At 70.8% G+C, this 21575-nt stretch carries 13 protein-coding genes; 5 read left to right on the top strand and 8 right to left on the bottom strand.

Annotated elements, in window-relative coordinates; genetic code table 11:
* The first annotated feature begins 131 nt into the window (after positions 1-131).
* Both ACLJQ7_RS35805 and ACLJQ7_RS35800 read left to right on the top strand, forming a co-directional pair.
* Positions 132-1076, top strand: a complete 945-nt coding sequence (locus ACLJQ7_RS35805; RefSeq protein WP_410652595.1) for an ATP-binding cassette domain-containing protein — start codon at positions 132-134, stop codon at positions 1074-1076.
* Complete coding sequence (locus ACLJQ7_RS35800; RefSeq protein ID WP_410652594.1) at positions 1073-1927, top strand: ABC transporter permease; 855 nt, start codon at positions 1073-1075, stop codon at positions 1925-1927. Before ACLJQ7_RS35805 ends, ACLJQ7_RS35800 begins: the two co-directional genes overlap by 4 nt.
* A 462-nt stretch (positions 1928-2389) precedes the next feature.
* On the opposite strand, the gene ACLJQ7_RS35795 is transcribed toward ACLJQ7_RS35800, so the two are convergent.
* From ACLJQ7_RS35795 to ACLJQ7_RS35775, 5 genes are all read right to left on the bottom strand, one after another.
* Positions 2390-3520 carry a glycosyltransferase gene (locus tag ACLJQ7_RS35795; RefSeq protein WP_410652593.1) on the bottom strand — a complete coding sequence of 377 codons (1131 nt, stop codon included), beginning with the start codon at positions 3518-3520 and terminating at the stop codon, positions 2390-2392.
* Positions 3517-4302, bottom strand: a complete 786-nt coding sequence (locus ACLJQ7_RS35790; RefSeq protein ID WP_410652592.1) for an alpha/beta fold hydrolase — start codon at positions 4300-4302, stop codon at positions 3517-3519. The genes ACLJQ7_RS35795 and ACLJQ7_RS35790 overlap by 4 nt, the downstream gene beginning before the upstream one ends.
* A 4-nt stretch (positions 4303-4306) precedes the next feature.
* Positions 4307-4606: a phosphopantetheine-binding protein gene (locus ACLJQ7_RS35785; protein WP_410652591.1), complete on the bottom strand. Its 300-nt coding sequence runs from the start codon at positions 4604-4606 to the stop codon at positions 4307-4309.
* Positions 4607-4798: 192 nt separating this feature from the next.
* Positions 4799-8827, bottom strand: coding sequence for a beta-ketoacyl synthase N-terminal-like domain-containing protein (locus ACLJQ7_RS35780; protein WP_410652590.1), 4029 nt, complete (start codon positions 8825-8827; stop codon positions 4799-4801).
* Positions 8821-15135, bottom strand: coding sequence for an SDR family NAD(P)-dependent oxidoreductase (locus ACLJQ7_RS35775; RefSeq protein WP_410652589.1), 6315 nt, complete (start codon positions 15133-15135; stop codon positions 8821-8823). The genes ACLJQ7_RS35780 and ACLJQ7_RS35775 overlap by 7 nt, the downstream gene beginning before the upstream one ends.
* 302 nt (positions 15136-15437) lie before the next feature.
* On the opposite strand from ACLJQ7_RS35775, the gene ACLJQ7_RS35770 reads away from it, so the two are divergent.
* Positions 15438-16238 carry an SDR family oxidoreductase gene (locus ACLJQ7_RS35770; protein ID WP_410652588.1) on the top strand — a complete coding sequence of 267 codons (801 nt, stop codon included), beginning with the start codon at positions 15438-15440 and terminating at the stop codon, positions 16236-16238.
* Between the two features lie 2 nt (positions 16239-16240).
* Positions 16241-17206, top strand: a complete 966-nt coding sequence (locus tag ACLJQ7_RS35765; RefSeq protein ID WP_410652587.1) for an aldo/keto reductase — start codon at positions 16241-16243, stop codon at positions 17204-17206.
* A 399-nt stretch (positions 17207-17605) separates the two neighbouring features.
* On the opposite strand, the gene ACLJQ7_RS35760 is transcribed toward ACLJQ7_RS35765, so the two are convergent.
* The 3 genes from ACLJQ7_RS35760 to ACLJQ7_RS35750 are packed head-to-tail and all read right to left on the bottom strand — an operon-like array spanning position 17606 to position 20816.
* Complete coding sequence (locus tag ACLJQ7_RS35760) at positions 17606-18106, bottom strand: TetR/AcrR family transcriptional regulator (RefSeq protein WP_410652689.1); 501 nt, start codon at positions 18104-18106, stop codon at positions 17606-17608.
* 56 nt (positions 18107-18162) lie between these two features.
* Positions 18163-19368: an MFS transporter gene (locus ACLJQ7_RS35755; protein WP_410652586.1), complete on the bottom strand. Its 1206-nt coding sequence runs from the start codon at positions 19366-19368 to the stop codon at positions 18163-18165.
* Between the two features lie 26 nt (positions 19369-19394).
* Positions 19395-20816: an FAD-dependent monooxygenase gene (locus tag ACLJQ7_RS35750; RefSeq protein WP_410652585.1), complete on the bottom strand. Its 1422-nt coding sequence runs from the start codon at positions 20814-20816 to the stop codon at positions 19395-19397.
* A gap of 80 nt (positions 20817-20896) precedes the next feature.
* On the opposite strand from ACLJQ7_RS35750, the gene ACLJQ7_RS35745 reads away from it, so the two are divergent.
* On the top strand, positions 20897-21556 hold the full coding sequence (locus ACLJQ7_RS35745) for a TetR/AcrR family transcriptional regulator C-terminal domain-containing protein (protein WP_410652584.1): 660 nt from the start codon (positions 20897-20899) through the stop codon (positions 21554-21556).
* Positions 21557-21575 lie beyond the last annotated feature (19 nt).

Below are 21575 nucleotides of genomic sequence, written 5' to 3'. Positions count from 1 at the left end.
GGAAAAGATTGTAATGGGCGTAACTGTTTTGCCCTGGCTCTCGTGAGTGGTAATGACGGTTCCGACCGTCCTTGCCACTCACGAGCCCCTGGGCATTGCGGTCGCACCGAAACCCCCGCTACGTTCGGCGAATGGAGCAGGCTGCCATCGAGGTGACCGGCCTCGCCAAGCACTACGGTGAAGTGACGGCCCTCGCCGGCGTCAGCCTCCGGGTCGGCCGTGGCACCGTGCTCGCGGTGCTCGGCCACAACGGCGCGGGCAAGACGACGCTGATCGACATCCTGAGCACGCGCGTCAAACCGGACGGCGGCAGCGCCAAGGTCTGCGGTTTCGACGTCGTGCGCGCCGGCCATCACGTCCGGCGGCGGATCGGGGTCACCGGCCAGTTCGCGGCGGTCGACGACGCGCTATCCGGTCGCGGCAATCTCGAACTCGTCGCCAGGCTGCTGGGCGCGAACCGGCGTCAGGCCAGGGCCCGCGCGGCCGAACTGCTCGCCATGTTCGGCCTCGACGACGCGGCCGACCGGCCCGCGCGGACGTACTCCGGCGGCATGCGGCGGCGGCTCGACCTGGCCGCAGGGCTCGTCGGCTCCCCCGACGTCCTCTTCCTCGACGAACCGACGACCGGCCTCGACCCGCTCAGCCGCGCGGGCCTCTGGGACGGCGTCGAACGGCTCGCCGCCCGCGGCACCACCGTCGTGCTCACCACGCAGTACCTCGAGGAGGCGGACAGACTGGCGGATCACGTCATCGTGCTGGGGTTGGGCCATGTCACCGTGTCCGGGCGGCCGTCGGAGCTCAAGGCCAGGCTCGGGGAACGGACCGCGACCCTGACCTTCGGCACCGACCTCGCCGCCCGCCGGGCGCTGGCCGCGGTGCACCGGCTCGGCATGAGCTGCACGACGTCGGTCTCCGGGCTGGTGCTCGGTGTCGCGCTGTCCGGGCCCGCCGACATCACGGTGCTGGTGCGCGCGCTCGACGCGGCGGGCGCGCCGATGAAGGACCTCACCGTCGCGGAGCCGACGCTCGACGACGTCTACCTTTCCCTGCACCGGAATCCGGCGGTCACCCCATGACCGAGGCACGGCATCGCGCGCCGTCCCCGCCGGTGTTGGGAGACCCGTCGACCTGGCCGCCGAGCACCTTCGCCACCCAGGTCCGGGTGCTCGCCGCCCGCTCGCTGAAGACGGCGTTCGGCGACCGGCGGCTCGTGTTCTTCGGGCTGCTGCAACCGATCGTGCTGCTCCTGTTGTTCAGCCAGGTGTTCAACGGCGTCAGCACGCTGCCCGGTGTCGCGGCTTACCAGGGCTATGTGAACTTCCTCGTCCCGGCGACGCTGGTGAACATCGCGATGACGACGGCGATGAGTTCGGGGGCGGGACTGCTCGCGGAGATCTACAGTGGATTCACCGGCCGTCTCCGCTGCATGCCCATCAGCCTTTCGGCCGTCCTGGTGGCGCGCACCATCTCCGATTCCGCCCGGCTCGCCGTGCAACTGTTGGTGACCGCGCTCGCCAGCGTGGCACTGCTGGGTTTCCGGCCGACCGGCGGCGTTTTCGGCTTCACCGCGGCCCTTGTGCTCACGCTCGTAGTCGGCTGGTGCCTGAGCTGGATCTTCGTCGCCATCACGACCTGGCTGCGCAAGGCCGAAACACTGCAGATGGCGTCGTTCGTGGTCATGTTCCCGCTGATGTTCTCCTCCAGCGCGTACATGCCGCTCGAGACGATGCCGGCGTGGCTGCGGGTGGTCTCGGCGCTCAACCCGCTGACCTACGCGATCGACGCGACCCGCGCGCTCGCGCTCGGACGGCCTTCTGGCTGGTCGGTCCCCATTTCGCTGGCGATCGCCGCCGTGGCGGCCGCGGCGGGCGGGTGGATCGCGGCCCGGACGTTCCGGTCGCCGCGAGGCGTCACCCCGCCGGCCTGAACCCCGCACTCGCGTGCTTGAAGGCGTATTGAGGGAAACGCACAGGCCGTTCCCGTCGACGACCGCGGCGGGTCTTCGTGGCGCACGCCAATTGTCCATAAAGGACACAGTAGCCTCTCCGCCATAAATGCCTGACACGGTCAGCTCTGTCCACAAGGGACTAAAGTTCGGCATCGGCGCCCGATTTGACTACTTTGCGTATTCAGACGCCGGGGTCGTGAGTGATAAAGAGCGCTAGAACGACCATTTCCACTCACGACCCCCGCACAAAGCGCGCAAACCGGATACACGGAGAGGCCTCGGAGTCCTTTATGGACAATCGGCGTCATGATCGGATTCGCGCTGCGAAATCCTGCCTTGACGGTCGACGGGAGCATCCTGTGCGACAGCACTGGCACCACGACACGTTTGCCTTGCCCCTCGATAACACACGAGATACGGCTTCAATCACGCGAGTTACGCTCAGCGCGGCAGGGCTTCCAGGTGGTCCGCGGCCGCCACGACTCCCCCGGCCGCCGCGAACGAGGCCCGCACCCGCGCGGCCGCGGCGGCGTAGGCGGGTTCGGTCAGCACCTCGGAGACCGTGTCGCGGATGTCGGGTGCCTTCGCCCGGTCGAAGCGCAGCCGCAGCCCGGCGCCGGCGGCCTCGACCTGCTGCGCCAGCATCGACTGGTCGTCCCGGATCGGCGCGATCACCAGCGGCAGCCCCGAAGCGAGGGTCTCGCTGACGGTGTTGTGCCCGCCGTGACAGATCACGGCCGCCGCCTTCCGCACCACTTCCGCCTGCGGGAGCCGCTTGACCACGAGCACTTCGTCGCTGAGCAGCTCGCCGGTGGGGTCGACGACGAGGCCTTGAACCTCCGGCATCGCGGCGAGGGCGTCGACGCATTCGGACAGAAAGCGGCGGCCGAGAGCGGCGTTGGCGGTGCCGAGGGTGGCGAGGACGAGCGGACGTCCGTCGAGCCGGTCCCACGAGAAACCCACCGGGGGCGCGGGGGCCAGCGCCGGACCGACGAACCGGACCGCGCCCACGTCGGCGATCCGCCCGGTCAGGGTCACGGTGGTGAACGCCAGAATGAGCTCCGGTGAGAACCGCAGGTCCCCGCAGGACACCATGTGCCGCGCGCGCAGTCCGTCCTGCAGTCCGTCGACCCAGGCGGCGATCTTCGGCATGGCGCCCAGCGGATCGCCGAGTTCGGTCGACGTCGACGCCGACGTCACCCACGGCAGGGCACGGCGGCTCGCCACGAGGGCGCCCGCGAACGCCTGCTGGTCGGCGAGCACGACGTCGGGCCGGAACGCGGCCACCGCCTTCTCGACGCCGGGCACCATCGCGTCCGCGAGCGGAACCAGATACTGCTCCCAAAGGTATTTCAGCGCCGCGAATCCGCGCAGGCCTTCGGGCCGTCGCTCGACGGCGAACTCCAGCGCGTCCCCTGCCGCGTACACCCGGCCCGCCCGGGTCAGCTCGGACGTCGTGGGTTCCGGACCGCACCAGGCGACGTCGTGGCCCCGCCCCACCAGTTCGGTGGCCACCGCGCGCAACGGCGCCACATGCCCGGTGAGCGGTGGGACGACCAGCAGGAACTTCATCCGCGTGGCCTTCCGTGCCGCGAGATCCAGTCGATCAGCAGTTCCCGGACTTCCCGGTGCTGCTCGACGAGCACCGAATGGCCCTGGCCCTCGAACACGTGCAGTTCGCCGCGGGGCAACAAGGACGTCAACGCGGTGAGATCGTCGGCCTGATAGCCGTGACTGCCCAGAATGGACAGTACCGGGCAGCCGATCCCCGCCACCTCGTCCATGGTCAGGAGCGGACCGAGCGGGACCTCCTCGGCCATCGACGTGGACATGATCCGCTCGGCCGCCATCCGCGCCAGCCGCCGGTGATGCGCGCTGTAGTTGGCCTCGATCCAGTCGAAGCTTTCCTCGACCTTCAGGAACCGCACGGTGTGTTCGAGGATCTGCGCCATTTTGCCCGCCCACAGTTCCGTGGCGGGCTCCGACTCGATGCACACGATGCTGCGCACCCGTTCCGGTTTCGCCACGGCGTAGCTGTAGGCGAGGGTGCCGCCGAAACTGTTGCCCACCAGGTGAACGGGCCGGTCGAGGTCGAGCTGGTCGAGCAGGTCGTCGAGGTCGGCGACGAAGTCCCCGATCGTGTATCCGCGTTCGGGACGTTCGGTCTTGCCGTGCCCGCGCAGGTCGTAGCTGATCACGTCCACCCCGGCGGCGGCGACCGGCGGCGCGAGCGTGAGGTAGAAGCTCGCGAGGCTGTCGGTACCCATGCCGTGCAGGAACACCACGGTCTCCGTACCTCCACCGGGCACGAGCTGCACATTGGTGCGCAGCCCGTTGACGGTCATCGTCGGCATCGCCCTACGCCCGTTCGCCGAGGCGGGCGGCCACGTAGTCGGCGATGTCGCCGACCCGGAGCCCGATCACGTCGTCGAGGTCCTTCTCCGCCAGGAACTCCGCGAGGTTCACGTCCGCACCGAAGAACTCGGCGAGGATGCTCGCGAAGGTCACCAGGTCGATGCTCTCCAGCCCGAGATCCTCGTGGAAGGTGGTCTGCGGGGTGATCTCGATGCCGAGGACGTCGGTGTCCCCGACCAGCTCCTTCAGCAACTCGGCCACGGTGCCGAACACCGACGCCGGGCTCTGCTGTTCGATCGTCATGCTCTTACTCCTTGCTCTCACCTATCGGGGGTGAACCCGCGACCGCGATCGACGTCGGCGGGGCGCGACGAGGTAGACCAAGTCGCGTTGGCCGACAGGGCGCCCGCCACCGCGATAGCGGGGCCTTCGGCCAGGGCGGGTTCACGCGTCTGGTCCTTTCTCGAGAACATCTCTCAGCTCCGCCCGTCGTTCTCACCCGCGGTTCCAGGCCACCACGTGCCCCGGGATTCCGGCGAATTCCGCCCCGATGCCGATCTCCTCGGCGAGCCCGGCCAGTTCGCCTTCCGCCCGGATCGCGATCCGGGGCGGCGTCGCGGCCGGTTCACGGACGAGGGCGACCGCGACCTCTCCCGTCGTCGCGACGGCCACCTCCAGCGGCGGCACCGTCCGGCCGTGGAGCCCGGTCACCCTGGTCCCGTCGGCGCTCACGCGGAGTTCCGCCGGGTACACGCCGTCCAGGCCGAGTTTCGCGCGGACCGCGTCCTTGATCGCGATCCGTTCCAGCAGCCAGCCGCGCTGCCGCCGGGGCGCGCAGGCGGCGAATTCGGCACGTTCCGCCGCACCGAGGTAGATGCCGGCGTAGATGTCCCGCGCGGCCGGGCTCGGCCACCGGTCGGTGACCACCGTCCAGCCGCCGTGGTGGTCCTCGGAAAGCCGGTTCCGGTCCGGGAAGGCGTAGACCCGGTGGGCGGGCCGGTCGCACGGGAACCGGATGTCCCGCCACTGCTCGATCCTGGCCAGCACGGCGCCGCCCAGCACGAGTTCCGCGTCCATCTCCAGCACGTCCGGCCGGGGCAGCCGGACCCGCACCACGCAGCGCAGCCGGGTGCCGGGCGCCGGTTCCGGCGCGTACCAGGTGATCCGGCCCATCGACGTCGGGAACGCCAGCAGCGCGTCCGCCTTGGTGGCCATCAGCCAGCAGCCCAGCAGCTGGCCGACGTTGTCCAGCAGTGCGCCGGGCGCCGACGGCACGACGAGGTCGCCGCGGATATGCCGTTCGCCGAGCCCGATGAGCCTGTCGAGCCCTTGGTACGCGGGGCCGTGGAACATCTCGCGGCGGGTGTAGATCTCGGCGGCGCTCAGTGGCGGCGCGGTTTCCGGTCCCGGCGGCGGAGACGGCCGGGGAGCCGTCGGATACCGCTGCGTCAGATGGACGTCCATACTGGCGTGTGGTCCTATTTGGACACTGATCCGGTCGCCCTCGCGGGTCATCGAAAGCGGCACGCGCACGGCGGGGACGGCGATCAGCCACCGGGAGAACGCCGCGTTGCTCACCCCGGTCGCGACGGTACCCGGCCAGGCCCGTTCCGCTTCCCGGCAGGCAAGGTCGACCAGCGTCGTCGCCGGGACGGTGGGACGGAAGTCGGCTTCGTCGGGCCAGTCCTCGCGCTGGCGGAAGAACCGGTGATCCGCCAGGTACGGCATCGTCGCGAGCGATACGTCCACAGTGGACTCAAAGGTGCGTCGCGCGGCCGCGTTGGCGACACTCGCGGCGGCCTCCCTGGTCTCCGCGAGCAGCGCGGTGAACTCCGCGACGATCGCGTCCGGGATCCCGTCGGCCAGTTCGGGCACCTCACCGGCGCCCGCGAACAGGCCCTTGACCTCGCCTTCGACCGAGAGCAGCGTGCCCGCGGTGTCGATCCGGGTCCGGCGCGGCTCCAGCGCGTCGAACGCGGGCCGCCCGCCCTCCACCCAGACCGCGGTGGCGACCCTGCGCAACTGCGCGAGACCGGGCCTCGTACCGGACGACGCCGGGATGACCAGATGCGGCCGCGAACCCAGCGTGTCCGACACGAACGAACCGAGCTGACCGGCGCCCGCCTGCACGAAGACCCGCGCGCCGTCGGCGTAGAGGGCGTCGACGAGTTCCCGGAACCGGACCTTGCGCACCAGGTGGGCCAGGTACAGCTCACGGACCTCCACCGGATCCGCGGGATACGGCCGCGCCGTGGTCGCCGACCAGACCGGGATCCGCGGCGGCTTCAGGTCCAGTTCCGCCGCGAGCCGGGTGAACGGGCCGAGCCGGGACCGCATCAGCGGGGTGTGGAACCCGGACCGGAACGGCAGTGTCCTGGCGACGACGCCGTGCTGCGTGCACAGCTTGGCGAGCCGGGCCGCGGCGGCCGGGTCGCCGCAGACGATCGTCTGCCGTGGCGCGTTCTCGTGCGAGATCATCAGCTCCGGTTCGGCCGCGAGCAGCGCCTCGGCGCGCTCCGCTGAGCAGCCGAGTACGAGGAACTCGGCGTCCGGCAGCGTGAACCCCTGCGGCCAATACCGGTCCAGCATGTCCTCTGTGGACAATCCCGGGTACATCCCCGCCGCCTGCATCGCGGTCCATTCGCCGACGCTGTGCCCGGCGAGCAGATCCGGTTTGATGGCCAGTCGCCTCAGCGCGGCGTCGAGCAGCAACCCGACCTGGGACACGCTCGAAGCACGCGAGAGCACACTTGTCGTCGACCACTCCGGCCGGTCCAGGCTGAAATGCCTGGCGACGTCGGCGCACCGTGGTTCCGCGTCCGCTTCCAACCCCGGGTAGACGAACGCGGTCTTCGCCCCGGCCTGGTCCAGCAGGGGCGCGGTCGTGCACCAGATGTCGTTGGGGCCGTGCCAGGACCCGCCCTCGGCCGTGACCTTGGCGAGCACCCTTCGCGCGACTTCGAGCCGCTTCTCGTCGGGCCGGACGATCCCGATCCGGCACGGACCGTGCCCGCCGGATTCCGGCTCCGGGCGGTCGAGCAGGCCTCGCAGGTCCCCAGGAGAAGGCGCCGCGAGCAGCAGGACGCGCTCGGGTTCCCCGGTCACCTTGGCCCGGCGCGGCCGCGCGGGCGCCGGGTCGGCCTCCTCCAGCACCACGTGCGCGTTGACCCCGCCGAAACCGAAGGCGTTGACCGCAGCCCGGCGCGGGACGTCCCCCGAACGCCAGCGCTCGGCGGTGGTCAAGGTACGGAATCGCGTCTTGTCCAGGAGAGGACTCGGATCGGCGCAGTTCAGGGTCGGTGGCAGGATCGCGTGGTGCAGGGCGAGCGCCGCCTTGACCAGCCCGGCGGCCCCGGCGGTCGGCATGGTGTGGCCGATCATCGCCTTCACCGAGCCGATCGCGGCGCGGGGTCCGTCCGGCGGGCCGAACACCTCGGCGAGGGTGGCCAGTTCGGCCGCGTCCCCGGCAGGCGTCGCGGTTCCGTGCGCCTCCAGCAGGCCGAGCGCGCCGGGCGCGGTGGGATCGAGACCCGCCGACGCCCAAGCGCGGCGCAACGCCAGCGTCTGACCGGCGACGGCCGGGCTGAGCAGGCTCGCGCCCTTCCCGTCGCTCGACGTCCCCGAACCGCGCAGCACCGCGTAGACCCGGTCGCCGTCGCGGCGCGCGTCGTAGAACCGCTTCAGCACGACGATCGCGGTGCCTTCGCCGATCAGCAGGCCGTCGGCGTCCCGCGAGAACGGGCTGATCCGCTGGCTCGGCGAGAGGGCGCCGAGCTGGGTGAACATCGACCAGAGCGTGTCGTCGTGGCAGTGGTGCACGCCGCCGGCCAGCACGACGTCGCAGCGGCGCCGGGCGAGTTCGCCGATCGCCTGGTCCACGGCGAGCAGTGACGACGCGCAGGCCGCGTCCACCGTGTACGCGGGGCCGCCGAGGTCCAGTCGGTTAGCGACCCGCGACGCGGCGAGGTTCGGCACCAGCCCGATCGCGGTGTCCGGCCGGAATTCGCCGAGCGGTTCCAGCAGCGCGTCGCGGAGCCGGTCCAGCATCTCCGGACGCGCCGACGGCAGCAGTTCCCGGACGGCGCCGGTGATCTGGCGGACCGACCGGACCCGCTGGTCGAACCGCTGGAGCCCGGGCGAGAGGTAACCGCCCCTGCCGAGGATCACGCCCACGCGTTCGAGGTCCCCGAGCCGTCGCAGACCACCGGCGTCGTCGACCGCGGAAGCGGCCACGGACAGCGCGACGAGCTGGTCCGGCTCCATCCCGGCGACGCTGCTGGGGGCGATGCCGAGCGCCGTCGCGTCGAAGTCCAGGCTGTCGGCGACGAACCCGCCGCGCCTGCCGTAGGTGCGATCCGGGGTGCGGCCGTCTCCGTCGTGGAAACTCGGATCCCAGCGGTGCGGCGGGATCTCGGTGATCGCGTCGGTACCCGACTCGATGTTCCGCCAATATTCGTCCACAGTGGACGATCCGGGAAGGAACACGCCCATCCCGACGATCGCGACCGGCTCCTGGTTCACCACAGCGACGCCGTGTACAGCACCGAGCGGACGTCGGCCGGGCCGTAGGCCAGTTCACGCAGGAGCGCGGTGGTGCCTTCGTCCGGATCGATCAGCGCCACCTCGCGGCGCTCGTACTCGCGCGCCAGCTCGGGCGACACCATGCCCGCGTGGTCGTCCGACGGCGCCCACGGTCCCCAGTGGACGGTCAGCGCCCGGCAGCCGGTGCGTTCCGCCCACTGCTCGCCGAGGGTTTCGAGCGCGTCGTTCGCCGCCGCGTAGTCGGTCTGGCCCCGGTTTCCCAGCACCGCGGCGATACTCCCGAAGAAGGTCACGAACCCGGGCCGCACACCGAAATGCTCCAGCGCGTCGAGCAACGCCCGCGCACCGTCCACTTTGGTCCCGTAGACCGTGCGGAACGAGTGCTCGTCCTTGTCGGCCATCAGCTTGTCGTCGATCACCCCGGCCGCGTGGACGACGCCGTCGATCCGGCCGTAGCGGGTGTGCAGATCCTTGACCACCTGCCGGACGGCGGTGGCGTCGCGCACGTCGAGCGACCGGTACGCGGCGATACCGCCGGCCGCACGGATCTGGTCGAGCGTCCGCGCGATCTCGCGCTGGGCCAGCACGGTGCGGACCCGGCGTTCGATGTCCGCCAGCGAACCGCCACGCGCGGCCAGGGCCGAGCGCATCCCCGGCGCGTCACCGGGAAGGTCCTCGTCGCCGGGTTCGGCCGGCCACGGCGTGCGGCCCGCCAGTTCGACGCGGCATCCGCTCGCCGCCAGCGCGACCGCCGCCCGCGCGGTGATCCCGCGGGCGCCGCCGATCAGCAACAGCACCGAATCCGCGTCGAGGCCGAGCGCCTTGACCTCTCCCCCGCCGGGACCGGCGCCCGCGTACGCGAGTGAACCGAGCGAGCCCGCGGAAGGCTCGAACGCCGCGCGTCCCGCGGTGTCGTAGCGCACGGCCACCGGACCGTCGGCGATCACCTCCTCCAGCACTATCCGCGCGAGGTCCACTGTGGACTCCAACTCGACCAGCCTGGTCGGCTCGCTGCGCTCCCGCGCCGCCGCCCGGACGAGACCGCGCAGCCCGGCGGTGTGCCCGGCGCCCGGCCTCGCGACCACGACCACCGCGCCCTTGGCGCTCTTGAGCAGGCCGAAAACCTGCGCCGCGACGGGTTCCTCGGCGTCCGACAACGGATTCAGCACGACGACGACGTCGGCCTCGTCCCGCTCTCCCGGCAGGGCGCCCGCGTCGGCGAACACCGCCCGGATCGATTCGGCGAGGTCCTCCTGGCCGGGCTCGGCGCTCACGGCGACCGATTTGCCGGTCACCCTGGCGAGGTCGGGCGTACCGAGCGGCGCCGACACGCGGTCGAGCAGGTACCGGCCGGGCGCGGTTCCGACGGGTGTCTCGGCGGGAACCGGTGTCACGGCGACCGGTACCGCCGGTTCGAGCCACCTCCGCAGCCGTGCGGCCAGCGCGCTCGCCGTCCGGTCGCGGCTGAGCTGATCTTGGGCGTCGTCGTGCACCCGGCCGGTGAGGCCGAGCTTCGCGAGCAGCGAGCCCGCGATCTCGGTGCGTTTGATCGAGTCGATGGAAAGATCCGCTTCCAGGTCGAGATCGGCGTCGATCATCTCGGCCGGATAGCCGGTGCGTTCGCTGATCGCGCCGATCACGGTGGCCAGGACGTCCGTGACCGCGACTTCTTGTGACGGCGCTGTCGCGACCGGTTCCGGTTCGGGCACGACGACCGCCGGCTCGACCGGCGGCAGCAGCACGGGCACGACCGGAGCCTGCACCGGAGCGGGGGCGAGCGGCGCGGTGCCGAGGTACCCCAGCATCACATCCCGTTGCGCCGCCAGCATTTCGCGGCTGGTGCGGAGGAATTCGACGACGGCCTGGTCACGTCCGGGCGCGGGCTGGTTCATGGTCGTCCTCGGGATTCGTCGGGCGGGCACGAGCCCATGGGCGGGAACCTCCCCGCCGGGCGCGCGGACGGTCTGGCCGTCCACGGTCCACGCGGGCTTGGGGAGCGGGCCGACACGGACGCGGCCGCGGAAGAGCCGTTCGGTGCGCACATCGACACCGGTGAGCGCCAGGCGGGCGAGCGCGGTGAGGAAGCCGCGCAGCCCCGGCCCGCCGGGGTCGCACGCGATCACGGTATGCGGCCGGTCGCCGAGGATGTCCTTGGCCAGCCGCGAAAGCACCTCCCCTGGGCCCGCCTCCACGAACGTGCGCGCGCCCGCCTCGTACATGTCCTCGATCAGTTCGACGAAGCGGACCGGCGCGCCGATCTGCGCGGCGAGTTCGGTGCGGACGACGCCTGCTTCGTACGGCCGGGCGGTGCGGTTCGACCACACCGGCGGACCCGGCTCGCCGATCTCGGCGTTGTCGAGATCGACTGCGAACACGTCGCTCGCCCCGGCCACCAGCGGACTGTGGAAGGCGCAGGCGACCGGGATCCGCTTCGCGCCGATCCCCTGGGCCCGCAGTTCGCGAACCGCCTCCTCGATGGCGGCCGTCGGTCCGGAAAGGACGGTCTGCCCCGGCGCGTTGTGATTCGCCAGAACGACGTCCTGCTGGTCGAGGACGGCGGCCAGTTCGTCGCTGGACGCCTTCACCGCGGCCATCGCGCCCGGGTCCGCGCCCGCGACTTCGGCGATCGAACGGGCCCTGGCCCGGCTGAGTGCCACCAGGGTCGGCGTGTCGAACGCGCCCGCGACCGACAGCGCGGTCAGTTCGCCGTAGCTGTGCCCCGCCAGCAGGTCCGGCCGGACGCCGAGGTCGGCGAGCAACCGGCAGACGGCCGACTCCACGAGCCCGAGCGCGGGCTGCGCGACACGCGTGTCCTTGAGCGCTTCGTCCTGCGCGGCGCGGGCGTCTTCGGTGAACGCGCGCGGCGGGAACGTCGTCGCGGCGACGTCGGGAGCGAGCCTCAGGACGTCGGCCAGTTCGGGGAAGTGCACGAACAGGTCCGCCAGCATTCCCGTCCGCTGGCTGCCTTGGCCGGGGAACAGGAACGCGACCTTCCCCGCTTCGATGCCGCCCGCGGTGAACCCGCCCCTGCCTTCGGCGGCCTCGCGCAGTTCCGCGACGTCACTCGCGACGACCGCGAGCCGCACCGGCCCCGGTTCGCCCCGTTCGGCGGCGAGCGCGGCGATCTCCCGCAACGGACGGCCTTCGTTGGCCGCCAGCAGATCCCGCAGGACGGCGCGGGCGGCGTCCACGTCGGTGCCCCGGAGCAGGACCAGCTCGGCGTCCCAGTCACGCGGGCCGTGCCGCCGCCCCGGCGGAAGTCCCGGGGCGGCGAGCACCGCGTGGAAATTGGTCCCACCGAACCCGAACGCGCTCACTCCGGCGAACTCGCGTCCGCGCGGAACCGGCATCGGCCGGGCGCCGGTGGAGAAGGTGAAGGGACTGCTTTCGACGTCCCAGGCGGGGTTCGGCCTGCTCAGGTGCAGCGTGGGCGGCACGACCTCGTGCCACAGCGCCAGTGCCGCCTTCATCAGGCCCGCCAGTCCCGCGGCGCATTTCGTGTGCCCGATCTGGCTCTTCACCGAGCCCAGCGCGCACGTGCCCGGTTCAACGCCCGCGGCGAGGAAGAACTCGGTGAGCGTGGTCAGTTCGGTGGCGTCGCCGACGACCGTGCCCGTACCGTGCGCCTCGACCAGTGAGACGTCCGCCGGGGACACGCCGGCGTCGCTGTAGGCGCGGGCGAGGGCCCGTCGCTGCCCCTCGGGACGCGGCGCGGTGAGGCCGAGCGCCTTGCCGTCGCTGGCGGCGCCGACGCCCTTGACCACGGCGTAGACGCGGTCGCCGTCGCGTTCGGCGTCGGACCGCCGCTTGAGCACGAGACACGCGACGCCCTCGCCGAGCGCGATCCCGTCCGCCGACGCGTCGAACGGACGGCACCGGCCGGTCGGCGACAGGGCACCCGCCGAGGTGAACATGAGGTAGTCGTTGACGCCGTTGTGCAGATCGACCGCGCCGCACAGGACCATCGAACTCGTGCCCGCCCGCAGTTCCTTCACCGCGAGGTCCAGCGCGGCCAGCGAGGAGCCGCACGCGGCGTCGACGGTGTAGTTGGCGCCGCCGAGGTCGAGCCGGTTGGCGATCCGGCCGGAGATGACGTTGGCGAGCGTGCCGGGGAACGAATCTTCGGTCAGTTCCGGCAGCTGGGCGAGGAGTTCCTCCGGGACGTCTTCGAGGTAGCTGGGGAGCAGCGCGCGCAGGACTCCGGCGTTCGCCAGGTCTCCCCCGGCTTCGGCGCCGAAGATGACGCTGGTGCGCTCGCGGTCGAAGCCGCCCTCGCCGTAACCGGCGTCTTCGAGAGCGCGGCGCGCGGTTTGCAGGGACACCAGCTGGGCCGGGTCGATGCTGCCCATCGATTTGGGCGGGATGCCGTAGGCGAGCGGGTCGAAGTCCACCGGAGGCAGGAAGCCGCCCCATTTCGACGTCGACTGATCCGCGTAGATCTCCGTGTCCCAGCGTTGATCCGGCACCTCGGTGACGGCGTCCGCACCGCGCAGGACGTTGGCCCAGAAGGCCGGGAGGTCGGGTGCCCCCGGAAACACACAGGCCATTCCGACGATCGCGATGTCACCGTCCACAACGGACTCTTCGAGGGGAGCGCGGGCGGCTAGCAGTTCAGCCGCGCCTTCGGTGACTTCCCGGTGGAGGGCGGCGATGTCGGTACGCCGCTCGCGCAGGACCGTCACCTGACCCGCCATGTACATCCCCTCGGCGAGCTGGCCGAGGGTGTCGACCTCGACGAGCGCGTCACCTTCCCGACGGATGCCCTTGGTCGCGATCCGCAGCCGTCCGGTGTTCAGCTCCTCGAGTCGCTGCCAGGCCTCCTGCGGCGGGACGCCGTCCGCGCGGAGCCCGGCCTTCAGCGCGGCGAACTCGTCGGTGTACGGGCTGGGCAGGCAGCGGGTGAGGTGCCCGGGCGCGGTCTCCAGGGTGACCGTGGACCCGGCGTCGAGCACCCGGTTCTGGAAGGTTCCGGTGATGGCGCCGTGGGCCACGGCCTCTTCGGTGAACAGGTACGCGGTGCCCATCAGGACACCGATGCCCGTGAGCGGCTCCGCCATCGCCGACACCATCGCGGCGGACCGGGCGTCGTGGATCCCGCCCGCGAACAGGACCTCGACGTCATCGGCGCCGTGTTCGCGCAGGACGTCCAGCTGCTGTTCCCACAGCACGAAACTCGACCGCGGGCCGATATGCCCGCCACATTCGGCGCCTTCGAAGACGAACCGGCGGATCCCGGCGTCGAGGAACTGCCGCAGGAGGATCGGCGACGGCACGTGGAGGAAGGTCGCGATGCCGTCGGCCTCCAGCGATTTGGCCTGCGCCGGTTTCCCGCCCGCGATCAGCACACAGCGCGGGCGCGCCGCGCGGATCGCCGTGAGCTGTTCGGCGCGCAGGGCCTCCGGGACGAACCCGAGGATGCCCGCTCCCCAAGGTCGTTCGCCGAGGGCTTCGGCGGTGCGGCCGAGCAGCTCGGCGGTCTTGGCGCCGTTCGCGGTGGCGACCGCGACGAACGGGAAGCCGTCGTTCGCGGCCACGGCGGCGGCGAAGCCGGGCTGGTCGCTCACCCGCGTCATCGGGCCCTGCACGACCGGCAGGCGGGTCCCCAGCGTGCGGCACAACCGTTCACCTTGGTCCGCGGGGAGCGCCGCCGGTATCGCGAGCGATCGCACGACCGTGCGGACAGCCCTTTCGGCGTCCTCGAAGCGATTCGCGAACAGCGCGGCGAGCCCATCGTCGGCCCTGGCCAGCTCGACGCGGTCCGCCTCGGGCACGTCGGCCTCCGGGAACAGGCCGAGCCCGTCGAGCACCACGCCCGCGGCGCCGCCGGCGATCGCGGCCACCGCCGTCCTCGGCCCGATGCCCCCGTACGCCCACACCGGGACACCGTCGCCGAACCGCGCCAGCAACCGCTGCAGCAGGACGAACGTGGTGAGGTCCGAACCGCCCGCTTCGGCTCCCTTCGCCACCAGACCGGAGGCGCCGGCGTCGAGCATCCGGACGGCCTGCTCGACGCCGGTCACCTCGGCCAGCACGGGGAGGCCGGCCCTGCCCCGCCAGACCGCCCCCTCGGCCAGCAGCACGAGCCCCGCGCCGCTTTCCCGCACCTCTTCGTCCCGCACGTGGCGGCCCGCGGGGATCCGGACGCCGAACGGGAACCCTCCGTCCACTATGGACCCGATCGGCACGATCCCGAGACCGCCGCCCCTGGCGACGGCGGCCGCCAACCCCGGATCGGGACGTCCGAGCGGATTGACGCCGAGTACCCGCGTGCGCGCCGTCGCATGACTCACCGGCGAACCTCCTGTTCGGCTGGGCTGGTCGAACCTCGCCGGGTTCGGCGATCTTTCAGCGGGATTCCCAAGAAATAACCTACTTGCCGCAGAGAGCGCAATAGTCTCGTGCGAAAACTCGGAAAACAAGGGAACGCGTGCTAAAGTCCGGCGCCGGAAACAAATATGTCGACACCCGCAGAACGGGCCTCTGACCTGCACTTTTATCATCCGCGTCGCATATTTCGACAACGCGTTGCTCACCGGCATAACAAAACAGAAGAATTGTGACCGAAAGCAGAATCGATAACCATGGAGCGCATGTGGAAGTAACAGGACGAGTCGTCGTGCTGACCGGCGCGGCACACGGTATCGGCGCCGCCATGGCCAGGCGGTTCGCCGCCGAGGGCGCCGCCGGGGTGGTGGTCTCCGATCTCGATCTCGAGGGCGCGGAGAAGGTGGTCGCCGAGATCACCGCCGCGGGCGGCGCCGCGATCGCGCGGCACGCCGACGCGTCGTCCAAAGAGGACCTGAAGTCGCTGGTGGCCGAAGCCCGCTCGGCGTTCGGCGCGGTGGACCTCTTCTGCTCCAACGCCGGAGCCGCGTTCGGGACGGGCGTGCACGCCGCGGATGAACAATGGACCCGCTCGTGGGCGATCAACGTCATGCAGCACGTGCACGCCGCACAGGTCGCGCTCCCCGCGATGCTGAGCCGGGGCCACGGATATCTGCTGATCACGGCGTCGGGCGCGGGTCTGCTGGGCACCCCGGGCGACGCGCCGTATTCGGTGACCAAGCACGCGGCCGTCGGGCTCGCCGAATGGCTGGCCATCACCTACCGCCCGCGCGGGGTGCGGGTCAGCGCGCTGTGCCCGCTCGGCGTGCGGACCGCGCTGCTGGAACCCGGGATCGCGGCCGGGCACCCCGCCGCGCTCGCGATCGCCGCCGCCGCGCCCCTGCTGGAACCGGAAGACGTCGCGGACTCCGTCGTGCACGGGCTGGCGTCGGAGGAGTTCCTGATCCTGCCGCACGAATCGGTCCGGGAGACCTACGCCCGCAAGGCGGCCGGTCTCGACGAATGGATCGACCGCACCATCCTCGAAACCGGCGCGCGGAAGAGGTGACCATGGAATATCGCAGGCTCGGCGCGAGCGGACTGTCCGTCAGTGAGATCTCCTACGGCAACTGGCTCACCCACCACGACGGCGCGGAATGCGTGCAGACCGCGCTCGACGCGGGCGTCACGACCTTCCACACCGCCGCGGCCTGGGACGGCGGCGCCGCCGAGGAGAACCTCGCCGCGGCGCTGAGCCACGCCCGCCGCGACAATCTCGTCCTGTGTACCGGCGTCTTCTGGCCGGAAGGCCCGGGCGTCAACGACGCGGGGCTCGGCCGTAAACACCTGGTCACGTCGCTGCACGGCTCGCTCCGGCGGCTGCGCACCGACTACATCGACGTGTACCAGCTGCTGCGGTTCGACTATCGGACGCCGCTGGAAGAGACGTTCCTCGCGCTGTCGGATCTGGTGCGGCAGGGGAAGATCCTCTACGCGGGCACCGCGGAATGGACGGCGGAACAACTGCTGGAGGCGCGGCCGATCGCCCAACGGCACGGCGTCCCGCTCATCGCGAACCAGCCGCACTACTCGATGCTCTGGCGGGTCGCCGAAGCCCAGGTGATGCCGGTGTGCGAGCGCTCCGGGATCGGGCAGTTCGCGTCGGTCCCCCTCGCGCAGGGCGTCCTGACCGGCAAGTACCGGCCGGGCGAGATCCCGCCAAGCTCGCGGGCAGCGAAGTCGGCCGAGGCGCGGCCGCTGCTCCTGCCGGACCTCCTCGAACGCGTCGGCATGCTTCGCGGCGTCGCCGACGAGGCCGGGCTGACCATGGCCCAGCTGGCACTCGCGTGGACGTTGCAGCACAACACCGTCGCTTCCGTGGTGACCGGCGCGAGCACCGCCGCCCAGGTGACCGAGAACGCGAAGGCGGCCGGCGTGGTGCTGGACCTCGACACGCTGACGCGGATCGATCAGCTGCTGGGCAGTTTCGTGCAGACGGATCCGAGGCTGACCTGGTCACCACCCGCGACCACCTGAAAGTCCGTAAAGGCTTCCTTCACTACCTTCAGGGTCAGGGTCTCGGCAAAGACGAGAGAGCGCAGGCCTGGGTCCGCACGCTGACAAGGCAGGCAGAGGCGTCGATTGTCCACAAAGGACATGTTCGGACAGCCGAATGTCCCATTTATGCACGTATGAGCGGTTCTGCGCAGGGGTCGTGAGTGGTAAAGAGGGTTAGAACGACCCAAAACACTCACGACCAACTCGCGAAGACACGCAAATCCCCCTAATCGGACACGTTGGCTTCGATTCGAGTCCCTTGAGGACAGTCAAGATCCAGGTCTCTTGACCGAGCCGCTCCTGCGAACCCCACCACGACACGCCTCTGTATCCAAGGCAGTGGCGCAGACCGCAGCCATGCGCCGCGCCTCCTACCCCTCACGAGGGCAAGGCGGTCCGCAGGATGGCCTCGAACCGATCCGCCGTCGGCGGCTCGTCGCGCAGCAATCCCTGCAGCAGCACCCCGTCCACCAGCGCGACCAGCATCTCGACCCGCACCGGATCGGCGGTGTAGCGGCGGGCGAAGTCGGCCAGCGCCGCCATCCAGCGATCGGTCGACTCGCGCAGCTTCGGGTCCCTCGCCGCCAAGAGATACAACTCGTACTCCGCCAGCAGATGCGCGGGCTTGGCGACGACTTCGGCCATCAAGGCGGCGAATCTCCGCAGCGCGTCCTCGCCCCCGTCGGCCTCGGCGGCGAGTGCCCGCATCCGATCGGAGTCCTCGTCCATGCACTGGGTGAGCGCGGCGGTCAGCAGGTCTTCGATCCCCCGGAAGTGGTACGCGGCCGCTGTCGCGGGCAAACCCGCCTCGCGGGCGACGGTGCGGTGGCTGACCCCCGACACCCCGTCCCTCGCGACGATGCGCAGCGTGGCCTCGATCAGTTCCCGTTTGCGTCGCTCGCCCTTGGCAAGACGGCCGTCGGTGCTCGGCTCGTTCAGCGTGCCGCCTCCTCGCTGATCGCGGTCTTCCTGCTCAGCAGAGGATACGAGAGCAGGGCGGTCAGGATGATCAAGCCACCGGCGACGACCGCCACGGCGAACCCGCCGTCCGGTCCGAACCGGTCGACGACCTCACCCGACACCGCGGCGCCGAGCGCGACACCGATGCTGAGACCGGTGATCGCCCACGTCATTCCCTCGGTCAGCTTTTCCGCCGGGACGACCTTCTCGATCATCCCCATCACGACGATCATCGTGGGAGAAAAGAACAATCCGGCGACGAACACCACAGCGCACAGGCTCACGACGCCGTCCACGACCAGCAACGGCAGCACGCTCGCGGCCGTGCCCGCGGTGCCGATCAGGAGCAGCCGGGGCGGTGTCATGGCCGGTTCGAGCGTCCCGAAGACCAGTCCCGAGATCGCGGAGCCCACGGCGTAGACCGAAACGACGACGCCCGCCGCCGACGGCGACCCGACGTGCCGGGCGAACGCCACGCTGACGACATCGACCGTTCCGACGATGACGCCACCCGCCACCAGCGTCAGCACCAGCACCCGCACCGCGCCCAGCCGGATCGCCGAACTCCCGGCCGATCCACTCGGCGGCAGCACGGGCGGTTCCGTCTCGCGCTGCGCGACGAACAGCAGCACTCCGATGCCGAGGAAGACCACGGCGACCAGCGGTCCGGCCTCGGGGAACACGGTGGTGCACAGCGCCACCGACAGCGCGGGCCCGATGACGAAGGTCAGTTCGTCGACCACCGATTCCAGTGCGAAAGCGGTGTGCAGCCGGGGCGAGCCGCGGTACAGCCCCGACCACCGGGCCCGGACCATCGCCGCCATACTGGGCATGAACCCGGCGAGGATCGCGGACACGTACAGCGTCCAGACCGGCGCCCCGAAGCGTGCGCAGAGCAGGAGCGCGCCCAGCGCCATCACGCTGATCCCCGTGACGGGCAACAGGATCCGGCTCTGTCCCCGGCGGTCCACCAGCCTCGACACCTGCGGCCCGAGCAGCGCCATGGACAGCGTGAACGCCGCCGAGACCAGACCGGCGAGCCCGTAGTCGCCCCGCGTCTGCGCCAGCATCGTGATGATCCCGATCCCCATCATCGGGACGGGGATCCTGGCGACCAGGCCGACGGCGGAGAAGGCGAGAGAACCCTTCGCGGCGAACAGCTCTCGATACTGGCCCGGCACGGCACACCTCACAATTTGAACGAGCGTTACATTTTGAACGGTCGTTTCACTTTATACACGTGCGCGAGCGCCTCGGCCAGTCCGGCCGTCTCGCCGTCCGGCGCGGCCCAGGCGACGTAGCCGTCGGGCCGCATCAGGAAGGCCTGCTCGGTGTCCGCCTCGACCAACCGCACCCGGCCGCTCACGGCGGCGTGGGCCCGGTCGCCGCGCGTCACGAGGAGCGCACGGCCGTCCTCGGACACCAGCGGCAGCGGGGCGAACCGGCCGACCAGCGGATGCGCGGCGTCCGGCGCGTAGTCGATGTCGGCGCCGTTCCCCATCGCGATGAAATGCCGCTTGGCCGCCGGAATCTCCAACGTCTCCGCCAGCACCTCGCGCAGCGCCGCGACCTGCGGGCCGGGACGCAGCAACGCGACCTGAGCCCGGGTGTTGCGCAGTACGCGCTCCCCCACCGGATGCCGTTCCGCGGTGTAAGTGTCCAATAAGGACTCCGGCGCCAGGCCGCAGACGACCGAACCCAGTTTCCAGCCGAGGTTCATCGCGTCCTGGAGCCCCAGGTTCAGCCCCTGTCCGCCGATCGGCGAATGCACGTGGGCGGCGTCGCCCGCCAGAAGGACGCGCCCCTGCCGATAGGTCGCGGCCAGACGCGTGTTGTCGCTGAAGCGGATTCCACCGCCGAAACGGACGACCTCGACAGCGACCCCCGCGACACGGCCGACGCTCGCCTGCATCTCCTCGGCCGTCAGGCGCTTGTCCCGGTCACCCGGTCCCCCGTCGAACTCCATGGTGGAGATCTCGCCCGGCACCAGCGAGATGTGCACCATCCCGCCGGGGCCGTGCATGGCCGACTTCACCGCGCCGGGATCGGCGAGTTCCGCCAGGGCCACCCGCCCGGTCATCGTCGCGTCCGTACCGGGGAACGCGATCCCGGCCCGCTTCCGCACGACACTGCGTCCTCCGTCGCAGCCCACCAGATAGGCGGCCCGCTCGGAGCGGCCATCGGCGAGCACGGCGCGGACCGCCGAATCCTCCTGGACGAGGTCGACGACTTCGCAGCCCGTCCGGAAGCGAACGCCGAGCCCGGTCGCCCACTCGGCGAGGATCCGCTCCAGCACATGCTGTTTGAGCACGAACCCGCCGGCTGCCCCCGATGAGACCTCGTCCTCGACCAGGGGCAAGCCCGCGAAATGTCCCCTGACGCGATTTCCCTTCAGCAGCGGCGAAACGCCGGACGCCTCCTTCTGCGCCTTCGAGAACGCCTCGGTCAGGCCACGCAGGCGCAAGGACTGCGAAGTGCGGCCGTTGATCCCGCGCATCCCGAAGCTCCGGTTCCGGCGGACCGCTCCGTCGGACGCCTCCAGCACGAGTGGATCGGCCCCGGCGAGCCGGAGTTCGCCCGCCAGCAGCAGGCCGACCGGGCCTCCGCCCACGATGATCACGTCGTTCACGACACCCCCGTATTTACAGCGTACATATACGCTGTAAATATGATAGATACACCGTAAACCTGTCAAGCGAAGGGCGCGGGATGACACGGAGAGAACCGTTGAACCGGGAGAAGGTCCTGGACGCGGCGCTCGCCTTGGCCGCCGAGGACGGCCTCAAGGGGCTGTCGATGCGCAAGCTCGCCAAGACGCTCGGCGTCGAAGCGATGGCGCTGTACAACCACGTCAAGAACAAGACGGACATCCTCGACGGCATCGCGGAACGCGTCTACAGCGGAGTCGAACCGGCCGATCCGGGGGCGCCGTGGCCGGAACGGGTGCGGGCCACCGTGCTCAACCTCTATCGCGCGCTCGCCCGGCATCCGGTCGTACCGATGGCCCTGGCCACCGACGAAGCCAATCCGAACTCGCTGCGCGCCCTGCGGCCGGTCGAGGACCTGGTAGGCGCGCTCTACGAAGCCGGTTTCGACGACGAGGGGATCCGTCAGACGCTGGGCGCACTGAACAGCCTCGTCTTCGGTTCGCTGCTGTTGACGACCGCCGGTTTCACCACGACACGCCGTGACGAAGCCGGGCAAGACCCTTACTTGCGGCGGATCGACCCGGCGGCCCTGCCGAACTTCAGCCGTGCGCTGCCCGCGCTGTCGGCTGTGCATCCCGAGCGGGACTTCACCCGGGCGCTGGATCTGCTGATCAGCGGTCTGGTCGCGGCCGCGCCATCGGACGGCCCCGCAGGTCCGTGAAGGCCTCCTTGAGGGACTC

Origin of the sequence: Amycolatopsis sp. cmx-4-54 (genome assembly GCF_046548895.1) — a bacterium.
Classification (GTDB): Bacteria; Actinomycetota; Actinomycetes; order Mycobacteriales; family Pseudonocardiaceae; genus Amycolatopsis.
Note: the sequence above shows the minus strand (reverse complement) of the source record. Positions and strands in the feature narration are given on the sequence as shown.

Excerpts from the sequence above, each read along its gene's own strand:
- ACLJQ7_RS35790 (WP_410652592.1), bottom strand. The coding sequence starts at position 4,302 with ATGCCGACGATGACCGTCAACGGGCTGCGCACCAATGTGCAGCTCGTG.
- ACLJQ7_RS35795 (WP_410652593.1), bottom strand. The coding sequence starts at position 3,520 with ATGAAGTTCCTGCTGGTCGTCCCACCGCTCACCGGGCATGTGGCGCCG.
- ACLJQ7_RS35805 (WP_410652595.1), top strand. The coding sequence starts at position 132 with ATGGAGCAGGCTGCCATCGAGGTGACCGGCCTCGCCAAGCACTACGGT.
- ACLJQ7_RS35765 (WP_410652587.1), top strand. The coding sequence starts at position 16,241 with ATGGAATATCGCAGGCTCGGCGCGAGCGGACTGTCCGTCAGTGAGATC.
- ACLJQ7_RS35785 (WP_410652591.1), bottom strand. The coding sequence starts at position 4,606 with ATGACGATCGAACAGCAGAGCCCGGCGTCGGTGTTCGGCACCGTGGCC.
- ACLJQ7_RS35800 (WP_410652594.1), top strand. The coding sequence starts at position 1,073 with ATGACCGAGGCACGGCATCGCGCGCCGTCCCCGCCGGTGTTGGGAGAC.
- ACLJQ7_RS35745 (WP_410652584.1), top strand. The coding sequence starts at position 20,897 with ATGACACGGAGAGAACCGTTGAACCGGGAGAAGGTCCTGGACGCGGCG.